The sequence below is a fragment of the candidate division KSB1 bacterium genome (assembly GCA_022566355.1).
In the GTDB taxonomy this organism is placed as follows: domain Bacteria; phylum Zhuqueibacterota; class JdFR-76; order JdFR-76; family DREG01; genus JADFJB01.
Genome location: JADFJB010000055.1, coordinates 1 through 19965, shown reverse-complemented (window position 1 = coordinate 19965; position 19965 = coordinate 1). Strand labels below are relative to the sequence as shown.

The following is a 19965-nucleotide window of genomic DNA, read 5'->3' as shown; positions in this document are numbered from 1 at the left end:
TATTGATAAGTACAATTTTAATATATTACAGTAATTTTGTTTTTATACGCTAAGTTATTGTGCCGATTGTCGATAACCGCATTTCTTGCAGAAAGGAGTATTGGAAAATGAATAAATGTATTTTTGCTGTTGTTTTTGTCTTCATAATATCATCCATGAGTTATGCTCAAATTGATATCTCACACCTGACACATGAGCAACAAGCACGCGTAAAAAAAGCCTTTACCTCCCAAAACTGCACCTGCGGGTGTGAAATGACGATCGCTGAGTGCTTGACGGATGACCCATCGTGTGATGTCTCCCCTGAACTGGCTAAGGTGATAATTGATGAAATCTCTAATGAAAGTGCTCCCATTGCCCTTAAACGGATAGATATTTCCCATCTAACAACAAAGCAGCAAAATCAAATTATCGAGGTACTTAACACTCAAAATTGCACATGTGGGTGTGGCATGACAATCACTAAGTGCTTGATTGATGATCCATCGTGTGATGTTTCACCCAATTTAGCCCAGGTTGTAGTCAATGCCATTGTGAGTGGAAAAACAGTTGCTTCTTCTAATAATTCTAAGCCGAATCAACTGAAGTCAGATAATGGTAAATGGTATCAGGAAGTGGTCGGAAGGCAGTTGGTATATATTTATGTTGGAATGGGGTATCGTGAAAAATATCAAATTTGGCTATGCAGTGTTGGCACTTTTCAAAGCAGCGGACAGGGGGGAAGTGTTTCCAGTTTGGGAAGTGGTGCTTTTAGTGATGGTGGCAATAGTGGCAATTGGGCTGTCAACGGCAATATTTTGACTTTGGCTTACGCAAGCGGCGAAACAAAGAATTTTACCTTATCGATACAAGAGGGTTTTCTTTATTTGAACAACACCAAGTATTACCGCACCGATAATGATGTTTGCAACTAACCATTATTTTATTTTTGTTCAAAAATTCCAGAGAAAATTTGATTTCAAACGATTTAAATTGGCCTACCCAATCCAGCTAGTATATAGCCTAATTTGGGAAAATTCCCCTTGTAAATTAAGGTAACACATCATAACTTAGTATAATATTTGGGAAACTATAGAAGCACTTGTTAGATTAGATGTTTTAATCAAATTTGTAAATTCAGATGATTGATTTAATGCCTCTATCAGGAGATCAAGAGCCGGAAAATGCTTCATCAGAGTTACATATTGATTGGTTAGACGATGATTGGGAAGTTGCCCCAAATGTTCAATTGGAAAACTGTATTTTAAGGAAATGGCACGAGTGTAACGTCGACGCAACCTGATGGAACTATTTTTATGTGCAAAAGTGGAAGCAAACTAATTTGTCTTTTGAGAAATGGAGACCAATATGGGAATAAATAAAAAAACTGCTGTCTCTCAATTCGTTTTTGTCTTCATTTGCGCATTTACTCTACTTTTCAAAGCATGCAGCAATAAGTCGCCTATGGAGACGCTGGATAATCTTGATGGGCCCACATTGGCAGACACGGCCTGGCCAATGTCCCAGCAGAACCCGCAGCATACTGGTTTAAGTCCATACAACGGCCCTGTAAGTCCCAAAATAAAATGGGATTTAGAGGTTGACCCTATTGTTTCTCCAATTATTGGTCCAAATGGAGATATATATGTGGCTAATACGTCAGCATTGGGCGGGTCAGCTCAATTATCTGCTGTCGATATCAAAGGTGCCGTTGTTAGCCTCAAATGGAGCACTCCAATAGGGGACGGTGTTTTCTCAGGCCGTGATCCTGCTGTAGCTTCTGACGGTACTGTCTATGTACCCACAATAGGTGGGATTCTTTTTGCTATACAGCCAAATGGTGTACTTAGATGGACTTTTAATGGCGAAGGGCCATTGAAATCGCCTGTCATTGGGTCAGATGGTACGATCTATTTCAGTGCAGACTCGGCTTTACTCTATGCAATAAATTCTGATGGCTCCCTAAAATGGTCCTATCAAATGATCAATATCACAAACAACTCACCAGCCCTTGGGTCAGACGGTGTCATTTATATCAACGACATGGCCCCAAACCTCTATGCGTTCCACCCTGACGGCCAGGTGAAATGGACCTTAGCCTTGACCACAAATGGCAGCAATTTTAGCAATATAGATCCTGTGCTTGCTAACGATGGAACCATATATGTAGGTTACAGCGCCGGAGGATTGTATGCTGTTACACCGACTGGTGAGCTAAAATGGAGATGGCAATCGCCATCAAAAAGACTCAATTCCCGTTCTAAGATCCTGCTTGGACCAGATGGGACCATTTACATAGATGATAACCAGTTGAATCTCTATGCTATTAACCCTGATGGGACAACTAAATGGTCAATCCGCCCTCTTGTTTCTTTACCGGGAATCGGTAGGATTGGCGGGAGGAGTGTGGGGGCTGATGGTACTATCTTTCTTCACGTTAATGATGGACCTTTGAAACTTTTGGCTATCAATCCCAGTGGCACACAAAAATGGGAACTTCCACTCCGAGCAGGCAACAGAGCCGCATATTCATCGCCTGTCATAGCGAGCGATGGCATTATCTATCTAGGTAGCGAAAACGAGCTTTTCTCGGTTGGAGCTCTTTGATTCCAGAAGACAACGAGCAAATTGCGCTTGTACCCATGAAAGACGTATCTGAAATCACACGAGTAGACTGTAATTGTCATCGGGCTTGACTATCCTCAACCGGGTTTTCACCTGCTAAATATTTTTCTTGTTTTTCGCCGTCTGCCGAAGTAACATTTCTGTCATAGACATCAATTGTTAACCAGAGCCTAGGGATTCCTACGAGAACCATTATGATTGGCCAAACCATCTCTCACTTTACCCTGTGAGATAAAAATGCACGATTTATTAAAATAATTCGACCCAAGAGAGAACTTCAACATGATGATAAATCTCCATCTACATATCTCACGGGGTAAACAAAATCCTCGAGAAACTCAGTGAAGGCGAGATGGGTACCGTTCTACATTGCTACCTTGCTGATTTTGCTTCTACATACGGAATTGAAAGATGAAAGCATTGTGACATGGCACGGCTAGCAAGTTTTCTAAAGGCGATCACCTCGCGTTATGTGCGACTGGCGTACGCCCTTTTGGTTTTTATTCTTTCGTTGTTAGCCATTTTTGAAGCCCCTACGCGCCTCCTCTGGATGGCTGCAATACTCGTGACGGAATATGGCCACTTTTTAGCAATACTTTCACTCCTTGTTCTTTTACCCGGTTGGCGACATTCATGGCTTGGCCGGTTCAGTGGCGTGCTGGCACTAATTGCGTCCTTTCTTAGCATAACGCCCATACTTCGTGCGTTGCAGGTGAAGAACCAGTTACCAGAGAAATTCGAGATTGCCTTCGATAACAAAAATGACAAAGGCAGCCTTGTAGAGCTTGGGAGACAAGACCCATTAGACTTCTCAGACCTCTTTTTCGGTGTCGAGTTCAGCACTATTGAGAGTAGCACCCATGTCTATCGTCGCACAAATGGAAATGAACTGACTCTAGATCTCTACAGAGCCACAACCGACAATGAGGCCCGCCCGGGAGTTATCGTCATTCATGGTGGCGCCTGGCGCAGCGGTAACAGTAAACAATTACCCAATCTCAATAGTTACCTGGCCGGCAGAGGCTACGTAGTGGCGGCTGTAAGCTACCGTTTGGTACCGCACTCTCGTTACCCTGCACCTATCTCAGACATTCAATCAGCCATTTCCTATCTCAGAGATCACGCCTCGGAGTTTGGCTTGGATCCGGAACGCCTGGTTTTACTGGGACGTTCGGCTGGAGCACACCTGGCTCTGCATACGGCCTATACTTCAGATGAGCCAGCTATTCGAGGGGTGGTGTCCCTATAATGGGCCCGCTGATTTATACTATGGTTACACGCATCCGGCCAGACCCCTTGTTATCGATACCAAAAAGGTGCTGGAGGACTTTTTGGGTGGAAATCCGACAGAACTACCAGAGATTTATCGAGCCGCGTCACCCATTCATTACGTTGGTGCTAACACACCGCCGACGTTGTTAATTCATGGCGGGCGAGACGAGTTGGTTACGCCAGAACAAAGCCGCAGATTGGCCAGCAAGCTACGCGCAAGTGACGTGCCAAACCTTTACTTGCATTTGCCGTGGGCAACGCACGCTTGCGATTTCAATATGAGCGGTCCAAGCGGACAATTGATACTCTATGCTATTGAGCGTTTTCTTGACTGGTGTGTTAGCTAGCAAGGATAGCAGATTACAATTCTCGGGAGTTTCTTACTTTTTATAAAAATATAAAGTCATGAATATTGACCTTGCCGGTTGTGGAGAATCCGGAAATGACCGTGAAACATGGAATATGACATCGTATAGAAGATTTTACAGCTGTTATTAAAAAACTGAACTTTAAACAAGCTTTATTGAGAATACTTTGCTTCTATATTTTTGGCTGGAGTTGATTGGTTTGGTGAGTGCTCTCTCAAAGTTTTGTTCCGGTTTGGCGCCGTAACATTTATGATTGAGAATGCTTTATGCAATGAAATGTAAGTATAATTTTTTTTCTTCTAATAATTGAGATAATATGTTCTGAGCTGGATAGATAATGTATTTTGTGCAAACCAAATCAATATATCATTGCTAGAAAGAGTTATATTGATTAAATATGGATCGTCATAATAATGCATACTTATTTCTAAAAGTATTAAGGCAGGATTAACAAGACGAACAAGATTTATAAAATGATAAATGAAATAGATCAATGTTTTGAAACCGTTATAACATTTTTTTGTCATTAACACCTGGCTTCAAGCCAGGTATTAATAGGATTATCAATAGTTTTCAACCGCTTTAGCGGTTTTAAGATTTGCATCATTTTCAAAGCTATGTTTTTCCTAAGAATATCTAAAAGTACTCATTTTTATGATGGACCTTAAATATGTTTGGATTTTGCTCTATATTCTGAGAAATGTCGGGTAAATAAATACTAAAAAGCTTAACGGCTAGGATTAAATACCCATAGAAAAGAAGCGGCTACGTCCAACAAACTGAAGCAAAATATAGTATATTGTGATAAAACTGTGGAAAGTATGACCGAAACCAAGAAAGCAGAAGAAGAGTTACGTATTCAAAAAGCTTATTTTGAAAAGTTGTTCAATAGCGATCCTGAGGCTATTGTACTGCATGACAACAATAATATTGTGGTTAAGGTAAATGACGAATTCACAAGATTGTTTGGCTATTCCAGCGAGGAAGCAATCGGAATGCCGGTAAATGAGTTGGTTGCTTCAAAGGAATTCCAGGATGAAGTATCTGAAAATTTCAATAGAGTAATTCATGGCCAAACAGTAGAAGTTGAATCAAAACGCAAACGTAAGGACGGAACATTGTTTGATGTTTCGATTCTGCATGCCCGTATCCTTCACGGCGATAACCAGATGGGGGTATATGCTATCTATCATCGTGATATTACCGAACGCAAACAAGCGGAAGAAGAACTGAATGTTGAGAAGATTTATCTTGAAGAGTTGTTCAATAGCGCCCCCGAGGCGATTGTATTGCATGACAACAATGATATTGTGGTTAATGTCAATGACGAATTCACAAGAATGTTTGGTTATTCTCGTGAGGAAGCAATCGGAAAGCCAATAAATGATTTGGTCGTTTCAGAAGAGTACAAAGAACATGCTGCTGCGAATTCCAAGATGGTGGTTCATGGCCAAAGAACTGACAGTGATACAAAACGTAAACGTAAAGACGGGTCTCTTATTGATGTCTGGATTATCGGGGCTCCTATTATTAATAATGGCAAACAGATGGGAGTTTATGCAATCTATCGCGACATTACCGAACGCAGGAAAGCAGAGGAGACGCGAATCAGGGTGGTGGAAGAAGCGAAAATGGCAAGAAATATTCAAATAAATCTCCTGCCAAAGTCCAACCCCGAAATCGATGGCTACGATATTGTCGGAATGAGTATTCCCGCTTTAAATGTTGGGGGAGATTATTATGATTTTATCCGTCTGGATGATGATCAACTAGCGATCGGGTTGGGAGATGTAAGCGGCAAGGGACTGGCAGCTTCCCTGGTGATGTCAAACCTGCAGGCAACTATTCGAGGACAAACATTTTTCGATGTAAATGCAGATGGCTGTCTCGAGGGGGCAAATAAACTTTTATTCCACAGTACGGACTCGCGAACATTTGTTTCTCTTTTTTATGGAATTTTGGATACCCGGAAAAATACCTTATGTTATACTAATGCCGGACACAATTTACCGATCCTTTTCTCTGCGGGAAAAAAACCTGTCCCACTGGAAACCCGGGGGATTGCCCTTGGTCTTAAAGAGAATGTCTCCTATGTGAGAGATGAGATATCCATTCATCCGAACGACCTGTTGCTAATTTATTCAGACGGAATTTCTGAAGCCATGAATGAACGGATGGAAGAATTTGGTGAGGAAAGACTTCAGGAAATTGTCCAACACAATAGCGGAGATTCTGCCAGCGAAATCATTGAGAAGATCATTGCTGCAGCCAATTTGCACTTCGGTGATGCATCGCAGAATGACGACATGACAATAATTATCATAAAGCGAAAGCGCTGAAGTAAGGCTACTATTGACCGGTTCTTATTAAAATTAAGATATGTGGTTTAGAGAACTTACTTATTTCGCAGGTAAAACAATGATGAGATGGTAAAAATGAAGCCGGAGTAAAGGTGTCCAGCGGAGTCTACATTTACAGATTAAGGGGGCAATTTTGTAAAATCCAGGAAGATGTTATTGATGCAATAGTTGGAATACTATTTAATGGAGGATTTGTCTTTTCCGGCTTCGCATAAGTCTTATTAATGTTAAATAATTTGACATTTTAAACTTTGCATAGAAATTCGGTTATTTGGGATTTGTAAACCTTTTTACTTAGGTCTCTCCATAATGAGAAGCAATGGCCGCCTATCCGAAGAATCATATTTTCTCTTATCGCCATTGTTGTCCAAAATCACATAAACATTGTTCTCGTCTATGTAAAGTCCTTCGCCGCGACCGTATTTCATATTTTTATATTTTAACGCCTTGCTTGTTTCAATTTTCGCATAAGACCAAACACTTTTTTCTAATACTGTACCTTTTTCCACAACGATTTCACAAATTGTGCTGGCGCCTCTTTCTAATACAAATAATGAATTACCGGTAAAATGTAAACCGGTATAATCGAGCGGACGTTTTTTAGGCCATTTTCGACTTGATCTATTATTTACAGTTACATAGATCTCATCCGGTATTTTCTCAGTATTCACTTGGATAAACCCCCTTGGCTCACGCTCGGCACAGAGGATGAATTGATGATCATCGATAAATGTTAATCCTTCAAAATTGGCGTTATTTTTTTTGAATAAGCCTTTTTCCTTTCCAAAATATTCCAAACTTGGAGTTATCCAATCCATTTCTTGGCCATCCGGACTCACTTTTAATATGCGAAAAGTTGATTCACTGGCAAGATAAAAATTCCCCTGGTTATCAACGGTGATGCCTTCAAAATCGTATTTTTTAACTTCTTTAGGTTCAGGCAAATCAAGCTCAATATATGGCTCCAAGACCACTCGATCTTCTTCAAAAATAATTTTGAAAATGATATCGTGATCGTCGGAAATGGTGAACAACACATCGTTGAACTTCGTTAGACCTGAAGGTTCAACTTGCTCAATCCAATCGACCGGAAGGGCTTTTATCAGCTTCAAATGTTTAACTTTGTTTTGAGAGCAAGCTGGCGATGCAAGCGCACAAAATAACCCAAAAAGCAAAAAACTATAGTTGATCATTTTTTTAAATTCGAAATTTTTGATGATCTTTCTCCTTCAGTAAAACAAATGAGGATGTTTTTTTTATTATTTTAAGTGTGAGTTTAACTTTTCATACAAGACTCAAAGGCTCAAAGTTCATATAATGAATCTTTTGATGCCCTTTTTTGAAATTGTTCGGCTATTGGTTTTTGGCTGTTAGCTATTGGCATTTAATCCCAATAAAAGATGGTTAAGTGATTATGGATCAGTTAAAATAGTGAACAAAAAATGAGTAACAATCTCATCAGTAAGCTAAAGGCAAACAGCTAAAAGCTAATGGCTGAATAGTTGGAATTCTTCTTTATTACTTGGAAAATATTCGTTTATAGTTTTATCCTTTGAGTCTTAGAGACTTTGAGGCTGAATAGTTACGTCCAAATTGTTAATATCTTACTTATAGAACAATGGGTATTTCCCAGGGTCAGCCTCATGCATCAATTCATAAATGGTCTCAAAAATTTGCTCGACATTCGGTTTGGAGAAATAATCGCCATCAGATCCAAACGCAGTTCTATGCGGTTTGGCCGGCAGAGTCCGAGGCTCGGAATCAAGCCAATAATAGCCTTTTTGTTTCTCCAATACTTCTTGCATCATGTAGGCTGTACAACCACCTGGTACATCTTCATCAAGAAAAACAATGCGGCTGGTCTTCTTCAAAGATTCCAGGATCATGCCTCGGGTATCAAAAGGCAAAAGAGATTGTACATCGATAATTTCTGTTTCGATACCTGTCTTTTTTAAGTGCTCGGCAGCCTCTAATGCAATCCGGCAGCAAGCGCCATAGGTAACAAGTGTAACATCTTTACCTTCTCGCAAAATTTCCGATACACCCAATGGGACAGTAAATTCACTAATATTATCCGGTAATTTTTCTTTCAATCGATATCCGTTTAATACCTCCACTATTAAGCATGGCTCATCAGATTGCAGTAGAGTATTGTAGAATCCGGCTGCTTGCGTCATATTGCGTGGAACCAGGATATGCATTCCTCTAAGTAGGTGACAAATGGCCCCCATGGGCGAGCCGGCATGCCAGATACCCTCAAGCCTATGGCCTCTCGATCGGATAATGACAGGCGCCTTCTGACCGCCTTTGGTGCGCCAATGCAGGGTAGCCAAATCATCGGATATAATTTGGATGGCATACAGGAGATAGTCCAGATACTGAATTTCAGCAATGGGTCGTAATCCACGCAAAGCCATACCAATCGCTTGACCGATGATCGTGCATTCACGAATTCCAGTGTCTGAAACCCTTAGCTTGCCATATTTCTCCTGCAGACCTTTAAACCCCTGGTTAACGTCGCCAAGCTTGCCAACATCCTGCCCGAATGCAATGACCCGGGGATCCCGTCCAAGTGCGGCATCAAAACATTTATTTAAAATTTCAGAACCATTAATTATAGGAGAATCATCAGAAAAAATCGGTTTGATCTCTGCTACATTGAGGGCAGATTCTATCGACTGGCTGTGCAAATGGGAACTGTAACGATCTTCATTCAAATCTTCTTGTTTTTTCTTCCAATCGATTAAATTTTGCCTGGCTTGTGAATCTTCATTCCTGACCAAAATTAAGGCGTCCTTTACTGCAGGCATCACGTTTCGGCGCAACGGATTTGGAATACTGATCAGGGAATTCTTGACTTTTTTCAATTCAGTCGATTGCGATGAATCTTCAGCCAAATCATCAATCATTCTTGCCACATCATCCACTTCCTGTCGAATCGGAGACAGAAAACTCTCCCAGGCCTCATCCCTGATTTTGATCACTAATTTTTTATCTTTTTCTTCGTATTCATCCATTTCTTCAGCAGTGGCTATCTCTTCACCAATCATCCATTCCCGCATCTTCCTGATGCCGTCAAACTCATCCTCCCATACAAGCCTTTCTTTAGATTTATAACGCTCATGACTTCCCGATGTAGAGTGGCCCTGGGGTTGGGTGATTTCAGTCACATGGATGATTGAAGGGACATGTTGCTCCCTGGCAATTTTTGCAGCTTTCTGGTAGATTTCGATTAATTCCGGGTATTGCCATCCTTTAACCGTGTAGATGTCATAACCAGGATTGTTACCCGGCTTTCGTTGGAAACCTTTCAATAGCTCTGAAATATTTTCTTTGGTAACTTGTTCTTCGTTTGGAACGGAAATGCCATAATGATCATCCCAAATGGAAAGCACCATGGGGGCTTTTAAAACACCGATCGCATTAATAGATTCCCAAAACATTCCTTCTGCACAGCTGGCATTACCAATGGTTCCAAATGCAATTTCATTTCCATTATTAGAAAATTGTTTGAACGATTGCAGTTCTTTCAATTCGCGATACAATTTAGAAGCGTAGGACAATCCTACCAGTTTCGGCATTTGTGAGCCCGTTGGAGAAATGTCCGAAGCAGAATTGTATTCAGACATCATATCTTTCCAACTGCCATCATCAGAGAGGCTCCTTGTTGCAAAATGGCAGTTCATGGAACGACCGGCGGTAGCGGGTTCGGCTTCAACATCTGTATGTGCATATAGTTGTGCAAAAAATTCGTGGATTGTGTGAATACCTAACGCCATCACAAGGGTTTGATCTCGATAATACCCGGAACGAATATCTCCCAACCGAAAAGCTTTGGCTAATGCGATTTGTGGGATTTCTTTGCCATCACCAAAAATGCCGAACTTGGCTTTTCCTCCCATTACCTCTCTCCGGCCCAGTACACAGGCTTGCCGATTCTTGAAAGCTAAGCGATAATCACTAATGATTTCTTCTTTTGATAGCGTGATTGATTTTAACTTTATAGTCTTTTCTTTGGTCTCCAGCATATTCAATGTCCTTTGGTGTTTATTAAAAGAACAAGCTTATTTATTATCGGCAAAAAGTTTGATTGAGCAAAAAAACAAATTATTTACTGTTAAATAAAAAGCCACTACGGGATGGAGTAGATATTAAACCAGATTATATCGTGATAAAACCCTCCATATATTTAACACAACAACCGGCAATAATCACACGATCGCCATTGTGTTCACAAAATAATTCTCCTCCACGAGCTGAAAGCTGGTACGCATGTAATTTGGTTTTGCCAAGCTTATCCGACCAATATGGAATCAAAGCGCAATGGGCAGATCCTGTCACTGGGTCTTCCGGTATGCCGTATCTCGGAGCGAAAAATCGGGAAACAAAATCTGCCTGGTCTCCTTTGGCGGTAACGATGACTCCTCTAGAGTCCACGGTATTCAACAATTGCATATTGGGTTTTAGGTTCCTGATTTCTGCTTCAGTTTCATAGGTTACGAAATAATCATCATTTTGCAATACATGAAGCGGGTTTCCTCCTAAAGCTTGCAATAATTTTTGATCCGCTTCACAGGGTTCAGGTGGCTGGGCGGGAAAATCCAGCTGCAGCAAATTGGCCTTACTGGTAACGATCAACAAACCGCTTCTTGTTTGAAATGAAACCTTTTCGATCCTTGTATTAATGTCGTTAAAAATGACATATGCAGTAGCTAAAGTCGCATGGCCACACAAATCCACTTCTGCAACTGGAGTAAACCAGCGTAAATGATATCCTTCCGATTCAGGAATAAAAAACGCAGTTTCGGATAGATTGTTTTCTAATGCGATAGACTGCAGTATTGAATCCTCTAGCCACTCATCCAATGGACAGACAGCAGCCGGATTTCCGGAAAACACCTTGCTCGTAAACGCATCTATTTGGTAGATTGGGATTTTCATGACAAAAAAAATTCACTATTTTTTTAGGTTCTAAATATAATGATAATTATTTACAATTCAAAAATATTGATTTCATTTTAGTCCATACAAATTAAGAATGCATTGCGTTTGATATATATTTTTGAATGGTATTAATAGTTTTACAAGTTCTGATTGTTGTTGGTTATTGTAGTTTGTCTAGAATTCCTGAACCCCTGAACCTGCCATCAGGGGCAGGCTCTGTCAGGAACAGGTTTAGAGCTTATTATCAGAATTTCTTTTCGTTTCTATTTTCTCCCAATGATTGAATCAGATTTTTTGTGCGATTAGACCTGGCAGGTTTCACAAACTCCAATTTTTAGGAATTTTATTTTCTGGAATAAAAACCTGCCAGGTCTGAATACTATCGACTGCAGTAAATTGATGTTGATAAATAGTATGATAAATTTGTCAATTCCAAAATATTATCCAATTGGATCCCGGATAATTTCATAAAATAAAAGATCTATCAAGTATAGGTGCTTATGAAAATATTCCCTTACAATTCTGCACAAAACATCGGATTGGCATCAATCCCCAGACGAAGATCCGTTCCCGGTTTAGTTAAATCTTCCTATTTAGTGTCTGAACGAAAAGCACCCATTCTGTCATTCCCGCAATGCTTTTAGCGGGAATCTACATGCTTGGAATGATTAGATTCCGGCTCAAGCTTGTCCCTGCATGTTTTTAGCAGGGAAGATTACCGGAATGACACTAGATGTTGAGTTTTCGGTCAAACACTATTTAGAGGGTGGGATAAATTAGAATTCTGCATTGTAGGTTCGATGAATATTAGCACTAAAATAATAAATTTTGTTATCCCTTCCTTTTATACTTCAATTTCCTGGTGTCCCGAGTAGTTATATTTAACTGACGTATTCGCAGGACAAAGGAGTAACATTAAAAAGAACTGCGAAGTATTAAAATCCCAGCGCTCTTTTTGGTTGGTGAAAACGAGAAAATCTATCCTGCTCGGGAAGCTGTGCAGTGCCTGCATGATTTGGCGCCGTATGTAAAAACGGAAATTATATCCAATGCCGGTCATGACCTGACAATTACTCAGGCGCAGATGGTAAACCAAAAAGTGATAGCCTTTTTGAAGCAGTCATGAATAAGTACTAAATATAGCGATTGCTGTCGCCTAGAGCGATGGCATCGTTTATATTCCCAGGTTTTTTCCTTGAAAAGCATCATGTATTTTTACACATTTACCAAATTTGAATTAACCTCCTCTACCCACTCCTTAACAAGGAGGGGAAATTCCTCCCCTTGATAACCTTGATAAGGGGAGGTTAGGAGGGGTAATTGAGATAAACAAATTACTACAGCTCTATAGCTCCGTTTAAAAATATGTCACAGGATTTATGAAACAGACCACTAAGCATAAAATGGACTCCTACTTAAAAGCATACAGGCGTGACAAAATGATTTCTAGGACAGTCTGGATATTTCATATTTATTTATAAGCTGGTTTTATGGATGATTGGCATTTATATATCATAGAATGCAATGGCGGCTCACTTTACACAGGTGTAACCCTGGATGTGGATAGAAGGCTTAAGGAACATCAGGAACAGGGAGATAAATGTGCCAAATACCTTAAAGGGAAAGCGCCGTTAACACTGGTTTTCCAAGAGTGTGTTGGTGCGAAAGAAAAAGCGTTCAGCATTGAAAGGCTGGTAAAAAATAGTACAAAAAAAAATAAAGAAAACCTGGTAAAAGGAAATATAAGTTTGGACGATTTTATTAAAATAAGGGCATAGTATGCAAATATGGGTTGACGCTGATGCATGCCCGAAAGTGATTAAGGAAATTCTTTTTAGGGCAGCAGTGAGGGTTGGTGTCTTGCTAGTCTTCGTTGCTAATCAGCCGCTTCGAATTCCAAAATCACCATATATAAGCACGATACTTGTTCCCGAAGGATTTGATGTTGCAGATGATCAGATCATTGAACGCGTTCAACCCGAAGATCTGGTGATCACCGAGGATGTTCCACTCGCTGCAGCAATTATTGAAAAAGGCTCTTTTGCCTTAAACCCGAGAGGAAAATTCTATGACAAAAACAACATCGGCGAGGCGCTTACGATGCGTAATTTTATGGACGAATTAAGGGGCAGCGGTATTGATACAAAGGGACCTTCACCATTTAAACCCAGTGATCGCGAAGCTTTTGCAAATCAATTGCATCAATTCTTAACCAAGCATATACAAAAATTATAAATTTTATCAATTATAGATTAGAAAACTATACTGGTTTTGCACCAGAACTCATTTCTTCCACCGTCCGCTTCTTGCTTTCTTATGCCGGGGTTTGGGTTTAAATCCATCCTTCTTTTTACCACCGTGTGGTTTTTCGGCTCCTTTAAATTCCGAAATGTTTAGCTGCTGGTTAGATACCCAAATATTTTTCAACGCATGAAGGATGTTGCGCGGCATGTCTTCAGGCAGATCCACAGTGCTAAAATCGTCAAAAATATCGATACGCCCAATAAACTCGCTGTCTAGCCCGGCTTCGTTGGCAATGGCCCCGACAATATTACCCGGTTTTACACCATGTTTGAGACCGACTTCAATACGATATCGTTGCATTCCGCTTTCCGGGTTGGATGGTTTTTTGCTTCGCAATACAGCCGTTTTTTCTTTCCTGGGCTTATCCTCATAAGGCGCCCAGGATTTTTCAGGCTTGTGGGTTAATAATAAAGGCTCGTCTCCCTGCACCATTTTGGCCAAAGCGGCGGCAATATCCAGGGCAGGTACATTGTGCTCCTGGCGGTATTGATCCAATAACTGGTGATAAAAATCCAACTCCTCAGCAGCAAGTGTATCTGTAATACTTTGCTTGAAACGGGCAATGCGTTTGTCGTTGATCACTTCTGTCGAGGGCAGCTCCATCATTTCGATCTTCTGGTTGGTGGCTTTTTCAATCGCATATAGCATTTTTCTTTCCCGTGGAGCAACGAAAAGGATCGCCTCACCTTCTCGACCGAAACGACCGGTACGGCCAATGCGATGAATATAAGATTCTGTATCATAAGGAATATCGTAATTGATCACATGACTGACGCGCTCAACATCCAGGCCACGCGCAGCTACATCGGTAGCAACAAGAATATCGAGTTTGCCACCCTTCAATCGTTCGATGGTACGTTCCCGGATTTTTTGCGTAATGTCACTATTGAGCGGCGCCGGCTCATATCCCCGGGCTTGCAGTTTTCCGGCCAGATCAATCGTCGCGATTTTGGTTCGTACAAAGATGATCATACCATCGAAAGCCTCGGCCTCAAGAATCCGGGTCAATGCATCGAGTTTATGGACACCACTAACCATCCAGTAGCGCTGGCGAATATTTTCCGCAGTGATGATGTGTACTTTTATAGTAACCTCTTCAGGGTTTTGCAGGTATTTCTTGGCAATTTGGCGGATGGCATGGGGCAGTGTGGCCGAAAACAGGGCTATCTGGCGGCCTGGAGGCGTATGTTTCAATATCCACTCCACATCATCGATGAAACCCATACGCAGCATTTCATCCGCTTCATCCAACACCAGGCAGGTAAGTTCATCCAATACAAGGGTCTTGCGATTGATATGGTCCATCACCCGGCCAGGTGTGCCTACCACGACATGGACACCGCGTTTTAGCCTGCGCAACTGTTCGCTGTAAGCTTGTCCGCCATAAATGGGTAAAACATGAAAGCCCTTTATGTGCTTTGCATAACGCTGGAATGCTTCCGCAACCTGGATGGCCAATTCCCGCGTAGGCGTCAGTACCAACACTTGTGGTTTGTGTTTTTTAAGATCGATACGCGACAGCAATGGCAAAGCAAATGCGGCAGTCTTGCCGGTGCCTGTTTGGGCTTGCCCCAGTATATCTTTACCTGCTAACATGAGTGGAATTGTAAGGGATTGAATAGGGGAGGGCGTCTCATAACCGACGTCATTCAATGCCTTCAGCACTGGTTTGATCAGATCTAATTCGTGAAAGCCAGGTTGTTCAGAAAGTTCATCGGACATTAAGTCCTCCTAATAATAAAGAAATTAGAATAAAGGTACGTCTAGAAGGTCATATCAGGCAATCAGCGTGCAATCCAGGCTGAAAGTTTCTTTGCATTTGATGTGGAGAGCTTGTGAAAATTTGGAACTTTGAATTCAAATTAATTTGCAAAAATATTCCGGGAATATGTACCACGTTTGATAAGTACCGATTTTTTTGTTAATTATATGATAGGAATCCCTAAAAAACACGGATTATAACGGTTAGCCGGTTGGTGTGTGGATTTGGCTTACCTTGTTATCTCATTTTGAATCCGTTCATCCAGGAGTTGAACTCCTCGACAGTAAGTTGTATTAAGGTTGCATTTAGATTTATGAGAAGGAATACAACTCCATCACGGGTGCCACAACATGAATATTGTGTTACAATCTTTTTTACTGCGGCGGTGTAAATTTCTCCACTTTATTTTGAATCGGATCTAATGACTGTAAGTAGGCATAGATAGCGCCAAGATCTTCTTCGGTCATCCCGGCTTGCAAGGTCCACGGCATTACGGTTTGAAAACCTACATTTGAAACGGGTAGATGGCTTGCAGCTGAATCGGCGAAAGCTTTGAAGCGATTGACAAATACTTCCTTACTCCAACTGCCAATTCCGGTTTCCATATCCGGTGTAAGATTTGCCGAACGCAGGGTTCCTGTTTTCGGATCACTAAACTCAAAGCCGCCGGATAGTTCTTTCCCTTCGATTGGAGTTCCCTGGTGTGAAGGGGTATGGCAAAACATACACCCGCCAATGCGGGTTAGGTATTTTCCTGTAGCCAGGCTGTCGGAAGGGTCGGGAAGCGGCTGCGGATCGGGGTCTGTTGGGATAGTACGAAAAATAAGATTGACAGGGAAATCGATGGAAGATTCAGGAACTTCATTTTCGATTGCCGGTAGCGAGCGCAGGTATGCAACCATCGAATAAATATCTTCCTCAGCCAAATAACGATACTCCATAAAAGGCATCATTGGGGCAAGCGGTTGGTTATCTTTATCCACACCGCTAGTTATGGCGCGAGCAATCTCGCCATCGGTCCAATCTTTTAGCGCAGCCGGAGTAATATTCGGTGTATAAAGTTGGCCGGGAATGCCTGGAAATAAATCGCCGCCCATGCCTTCTGTACCGGCAATGATTGGACTGGCATAATAGTCTGGATTTTTTGAAGAGTGGCAATCTAAACACAAGGAAACATGCTTTACAAGGTATTCTCCTCGCGCCAGTCTGTCTTCTGTTGCTTCGATGGTTATATCCTTCGCCGGGCTTACATTTGGAAAAGCAATTTGCAAGTAAAGCAATGCACCAAGGGCTACTACTAACATCAACAGGATTAAACCGCCAAGTACATAAAGTATTTTTTTCATTTCCTAACCTCCGTTGATTTAATCGCGTTTATTTTGATCAAGTAGGGATCGCATATTTATAGCAGAATTGCATAATTATCATCTTTCAAAATTCCTTTAAGGATGAAATAACTAAAATAACTTTCAATTCTGCCGCTCATCCTACGATAAACAATTCATTCCAATAATCCATTGTATTCTCTTTATTAAAAAATGTTTTCTGATCGACTTGTCACTTCTCCCCTTTGACGATAATTGAAAAACCGTCGAATTGATACTCACGATTTCCATCTGATTTCACAAATGTACCTTTGCCTTTCAGAATCGTAGAAAAGGCTGCTGCCATTTGGATGAGATAATGACTATCAAGAAGCGGCTCATTATGACCGGGTAACAATTTGTCAACCTGCTTTTTAATCGAGGCAAGGTTTTTTGCAGATTCCGCATAAGTCGCGAAATCTGAACCTTCCAGATGAGTGTACAAGGGCGCCGGGTAAAACGTGTCGCCAGTGAAGAGAAGTCGATTCTCACGATCGATCAAGCAGATGGCATCGGGTGCATGCCCGGGAGTGAAAATGATTTCCAAAACCCGGTCACCTAAATCAATTTTTTCACCACTATTTGTTTCCTTTGTGATCTTGAATGGCTTAATTCGATATTGGTCAACAGAAAAGGAATCCGGTGTAGGTTTCCAGATCCACCCTTGAGAGACAAATGTCTTAACCTCATCATGGGTGGCTCCCAAAGCGTTAGCCCGGCTATATTCGGTGGCCATTGCATAAATATTGTCGAATTGGTGGTTGCCGCCGATGTGATCATAATGGCTGTGTGAATTTAAAACAAAAATTTCAAGATCGGTTAATTTCTCCACGACTTTTTTAATGTCGCCAATTCCCAATCCCGTATCAAAAAGTAATGCTTTTTCCGAGCCTGTGATCAGGTAGGATATCACCTCATCAAATTGCCCGGGTTCATAAATGGCATAAATTCCCGGTTGAACCAGGTAGACTTCAAACCAATCCTGGTCTTGATCGATTTTCTCAAATTGACTCCATGCCGGTCGTGGTAAAGAATCCCACCAGTTATTTTTGCCTTCACCCCGGTTTTGAATTTGTTGAACGGATGAAGCGTTATTGTCTTTTTTGTTTGAACAAGATAAAGTGGCCATTGCCATCCAAATGAATAAACCAATGTGGAAATATTTAGTTTTCATCTCATTTTTTCCCTTTTGGTTGAACTAGGTCTTTAGCTAAATTCCAATAAACAAATCCCAAATATCAAATAAATATGCGATTAGACCTTGCAGGTTACACAAACTTTATTTTTAAAGAAATTTTTTTCTATTGGCGTAAAAAACCTGCCAGGTCTTTAGTTCCTTTTTTGAAATTATCCTGATGCTTATTTATTTCCTGCCAAAATCTGCTATAATTTCTCCCCAGGCTTTGGTTTCCCATTTCAAGATCTGGTTCTCTATCGTATTATCGTTTAACCATTTTTCCGCTCTTGCAATGACTTCAAATAAGTTCTCATTATTTTTCGTCCCGGCCAATTGAGTATTTGCTTTTTTTTTCTTGATCCAGCTGAGGGCGGTTTTACTGTCCGTGTAAATGGGGATGGTGCTATTAATCTTTCTTAGAAATACTGCTGCATGAACGATGGCCAAGAACTCACCGATATTATTTGTTGCATCTTGGAAGGGTCCTTGTTTGAAGAGTAATTTACCAGTCCCGGTTTCAACACCTTGATATTCCATTAAGCCATTTGAGCTGTTCCATGCGGCGTCAACGGAAACGCTATCCGTAATCGGTTTTCCAAGCAAATTCCGTTCGAAATCAGATAACTCGCTTTCAAAAATCTTCTTACCAATATATTCCCTGCTATCTCCTCTAAAGGCATCTTCAGCTAATTGTCTGGAGATAAAGCTTTTATACTTTGCCCCGGGAAATCCGTCAATTTGTTTTTGGCAGTCGGCCCAGGTTGCAAATATACCGGTCTTCCTGCCATTCCAAACGACATAATATTTCTTTTTGGTTGTAGCCATTATCCTGGATATTCATAAATTTTCACCGCGAAGGCGCCAAGATCGCAAAAAAACAAAAGTTACATGAAGTCTGAATAATAAAACTTTGTTTCAATCTAGATATAAGATCATTAACCTGCACTATTCATGAATTTTTGCCACAAAGACTCTAAGTCACTAAGAAGATGACTTCGGTTTTACCGATTGCCTTCAACCAGGTTTTACCGAACAAAACCGAAAACCACAATCCACCCTGGACAAAATACGTCTATTGTTCTTATCCTTTTTTTTGATAGGATGATATGATAAAATATTGAATACCCAAAGTAAGGGTTTCTTGTTAAGAGTCAAGGAAAAAGTTTGGCCGGGAAATGGCAACGGAGAAGTAGCAAAGGCACAAAGACACAGAGTGACAAGGTAAAAGGTAAAAGGTAAAAGGAAAAAAAGAAAAAAAGAAATCGAAGAAAGCGAGAATTGGCGATGCGTAAATAGTCCAGGATTTATTCCTGGGTACAGAATAAAGAAAAATAATATGAAGTCCTGCAGGGACGAATGAGAAACAAGAAGTGACAAAGTGACAAAGGCACAAAGCAGAAAGAATAAATAAACATCAATAACCGTGTCATTGCGAGGAGTGCTTGAGACGAAGTCGAAAGACGACGTGGCAATCTCCTACCTTATATGAGGAAATTACCGGTGGATTGTGATGACACGTAATTGGTAGGACAGACATTCTTGTCTGTCTATGTAGGAACTTTGGGTGTGGACAGACAGGAATGTCTGTCCTACCGGATTCTGTTTGGAAATTTTGATTTTTTGAATTTGAGATTTATTTGTGATTTGTATTTTATTATTTGTTATTTTTTTCGTCATTCGTCATTCGTCATTCGTCATTCGTCATTCGTCATTCGTCATTCGTCATTCGTCAACCTCTAGCCTCTAGTCCCCAGCCCCTAGCCATGGCACATTTGTTGAAAATAACGTATCAAATTGCCAATACCAGTAA

The 19965-nt window shown here is 40.9% G+C and carries 16 protein-coding genes; 8 read left to right on the top strand and 8 right to left on the bottom strand.

The window, feature by feature from the left end; genetic code table 11:
• The first annotated feature begins 107 nt into the window (after positions 1-107).
• The 3 genes from IIC38_11195 to IIC38_11185 all read left to right on the top strand — a co-directional run bounded on the left by IIC38_11195 (position 108) and on the right by IIC38_11185 (position 2586).
• Positions 108-914: a hypothetical protein gene (locus tag IIC38_11195; protein MCH8126514.1), complete on the top strand. Its 807-nt coding sequence runs from the start codon at positions 108-110 to the stop codon at positions 912-914.
• Between the two features lie 218 nt (positions 915-1132).
• Positions 1133-1282: a hypothetical protein gene (locus IIC38_11190; protein ID MCH8126513.1), complete on the top strand. Its 150-nt coding sequence runs from the start codon at positions 1133-1135 to the stop codon at positions 1280-1282.
• Positions 1283-1347: 65 nt separating this feature from the next.
• A complete protein-coding gene (locus IIC38_11185) occupies positions 1348-2586 on the top strand; it encodes a PQQ-like beta-propeller repeat protein (protein ID MCH8126512.1) in 1239 nt (412 codons plus the stop codon).
• Between the two features lie 76 nt (positions 2587-2662).
• Here the strand turns inward: IIC38_11185 and IIC38_11180 are convergent, their stop codons facing one another.
• Positions 2663-2815 carry a hypothetical protein gene (locus tag IIC38_11180; GenBank protein ID MCH8126511.1) on the bottom strand — a complete coding sequence of 51 codons (153 nt, stop codon included), beginning with the start codon at positions 2813-2815 and terminating at the stop codon, positions 2663-2665.
• Positions 2816-3031: 216 nt separating this feature from the next.
• Between IIC38_11180 and IIC38_11175 the strand changes: the two genes are divergently transcribed.
• The 3 genes from IIC38_11175 (at position 3032) to IIC38_11165 (ending at position 6583) form a co-directional block, all read left to right on the top strand.
• Positions 3032-3853: an alpha/beta hydrolase gene (locus tag IIC38_11175; protein MCH8126510.1), complete on the top strand. Its 822-nt coding sequence runs from the start codon at positions 3032-3034 to the stop codon at positions 3851-3853.
• An 82-nt stretch (positions 3854-3935) separates the two neighbouring features.
• Positions 3936-4223 carry a prolyl oligopeptidase family serine peptidase gene (locus IIC38_11170; GenBank protein MCH8126509.1) on the top strand — a complete coding sequence of 96 codons (288 nt, stop codon included), beginning with the start codon at positions 3936-3938 and terminating at the stop codon, positions 4221-4223.
• Positions 4224-5065: 842 nt separating this feature from the next.
• The gene (locus IIC38_11165; GenBank protein ID MCH8126508.1) at positions 5066-6583 is read left to right on the top strand and encodes a PAS domain S-box protein; all 1518 of its coding nucleotides are present in this window, start codon (positions 5066-5068) and stop codon (positions 6581-6583) included.
• A gap of 311 nt (positions 6584-6894) precedes the next feature.
• On the opposite strand, the gene IIC38_11160 is transcribed toward IIC38_11165, so the two are convergent.
• The 3 genes from IIC38_11160 to IIC38_11150 form a co-directional block, all read right to left on the bottom strand.
• Positions 6895-7797, bottom strand: a complete 903-nt coding sequence (locus IIC38_11160; protein ID MCH8126507.1) for an esterase-like activity of phytase family protein — start codon at positions 7795-7797, stop codon at positions 6895-6897.
• A gap of 411 nt (positions 7798-8208) precedes the next feature.
• Positions 8209-10632 (bottom strand): transketolase, encoded by a 2424-nt coding sequence (locus IIC38_11155; GenBank protein ID MCH8126506.1) that lies wholly within the window; start codon positions 10630-10632, stop codon positions 8209-8211.
• Positions 10633-10765: 133 nt separating this feature from the next.
• Positions 10766-11545 carry a PhzF family phenazine biosynthesis protein gene (locus IIC38_11150; protein ID MCH8126505.1) on the bottom strand — a complete coding sequence of 260 codons (780 nt, stop codon included), beginning with the start codon at positions 11543-11545 and terminating at the stop codon, positions 10766-10768.
• Positions 11546-13038: 1493 nt separating this feature from the next.
• Here IIC38_11150 and IIC38_11145 point away from each other — a divergent pair.
• Both IIC38_11145 and IIC38_11140 read left to right on the top strand, forming a co-directional pair.
• The gene (locus tag IIC38_11145) at positions 13039-13326 is read left to right on the top strand and encodes a GIY-YIG nuclease family protein (protein MCH8126504.1); all 288 of its coding nucleotides are present in this window, start codon (positions 13039-13041) and stop codon (positions 13324-13326) included.
• Position 13327: 1 nt separating this feature from the next.
• Positions 13328-13783 carry a YaiI/YqxD family protein gene (locus IIC38_11140; protein ID MCH8126503.1) on the top strand — a complete coding sequence of 152 codons (456 nt, stop codon included), beginning with the start codon at positions 13328-13330 and terminating at the stop codon, positions 13781-13783.
• Between the two features lie 48 nt (positions 13784-13831).
• Here the strand turns inward: IIC38_11140 and IIC38_11135 are convergent, their stop codons facing one another.
• The 4 genes from IIC38_11135 to IIC38_11120 all read right to left on the bottom strand — a co-directional run bounded on the left by IIC38_11135 (position 13832) and on the right by IIC38_11120 (position 18980).
• The gene (locus IIC38_11135) at positions 13832-15574 is read right to left on the bottom strand and encodes a DEAD/DEAH box helicase (protein ID MCH8126502.1); all 1743 of its coding nucleotides are present in this window, start codon (positions 15572-15574) and stop codon (positions 13832-13834) included.
• A 414-nt stretch (positions 15575-15988) separates the two neighbouring features.
• Positions 15989-16960 (bottom strand): c-type cytochrome, encoded by a 972-nt coding sequence (locus IIC38_11130; GenBank protein MCH8126501.1) that lies wholly within the window; start codon positions 16958-16960, stop codon positions 15989-15991.
• A 211-nt stretch (positions 16961-17171) separates the two neighbouring features.
• A complete protein-coding gene (locus IIC38_11125; GenBank protein ID MCH8126500.1) occupies positions 17172-18152 on the bottom strand; it encodes an MBL fold metallo-hydrolase in 981 nt (326 codons plus the stop codon).
• A gap of 189 nt (positions 18153-18341) precedes the next feature.
• The gene (locus IIC38_11120; protein ID MCH8126499.1) at positions 18342-18980 is read right to left on the bottom strand and encodes a ribonuclease H family protein; all 639 of its coding nucleotides are present in this window, start codon (positions 18978-18980) and stop codon (positions 18342-18344) included.
• Positions 18981-19965: the final 985 nt, after the last annotated feature.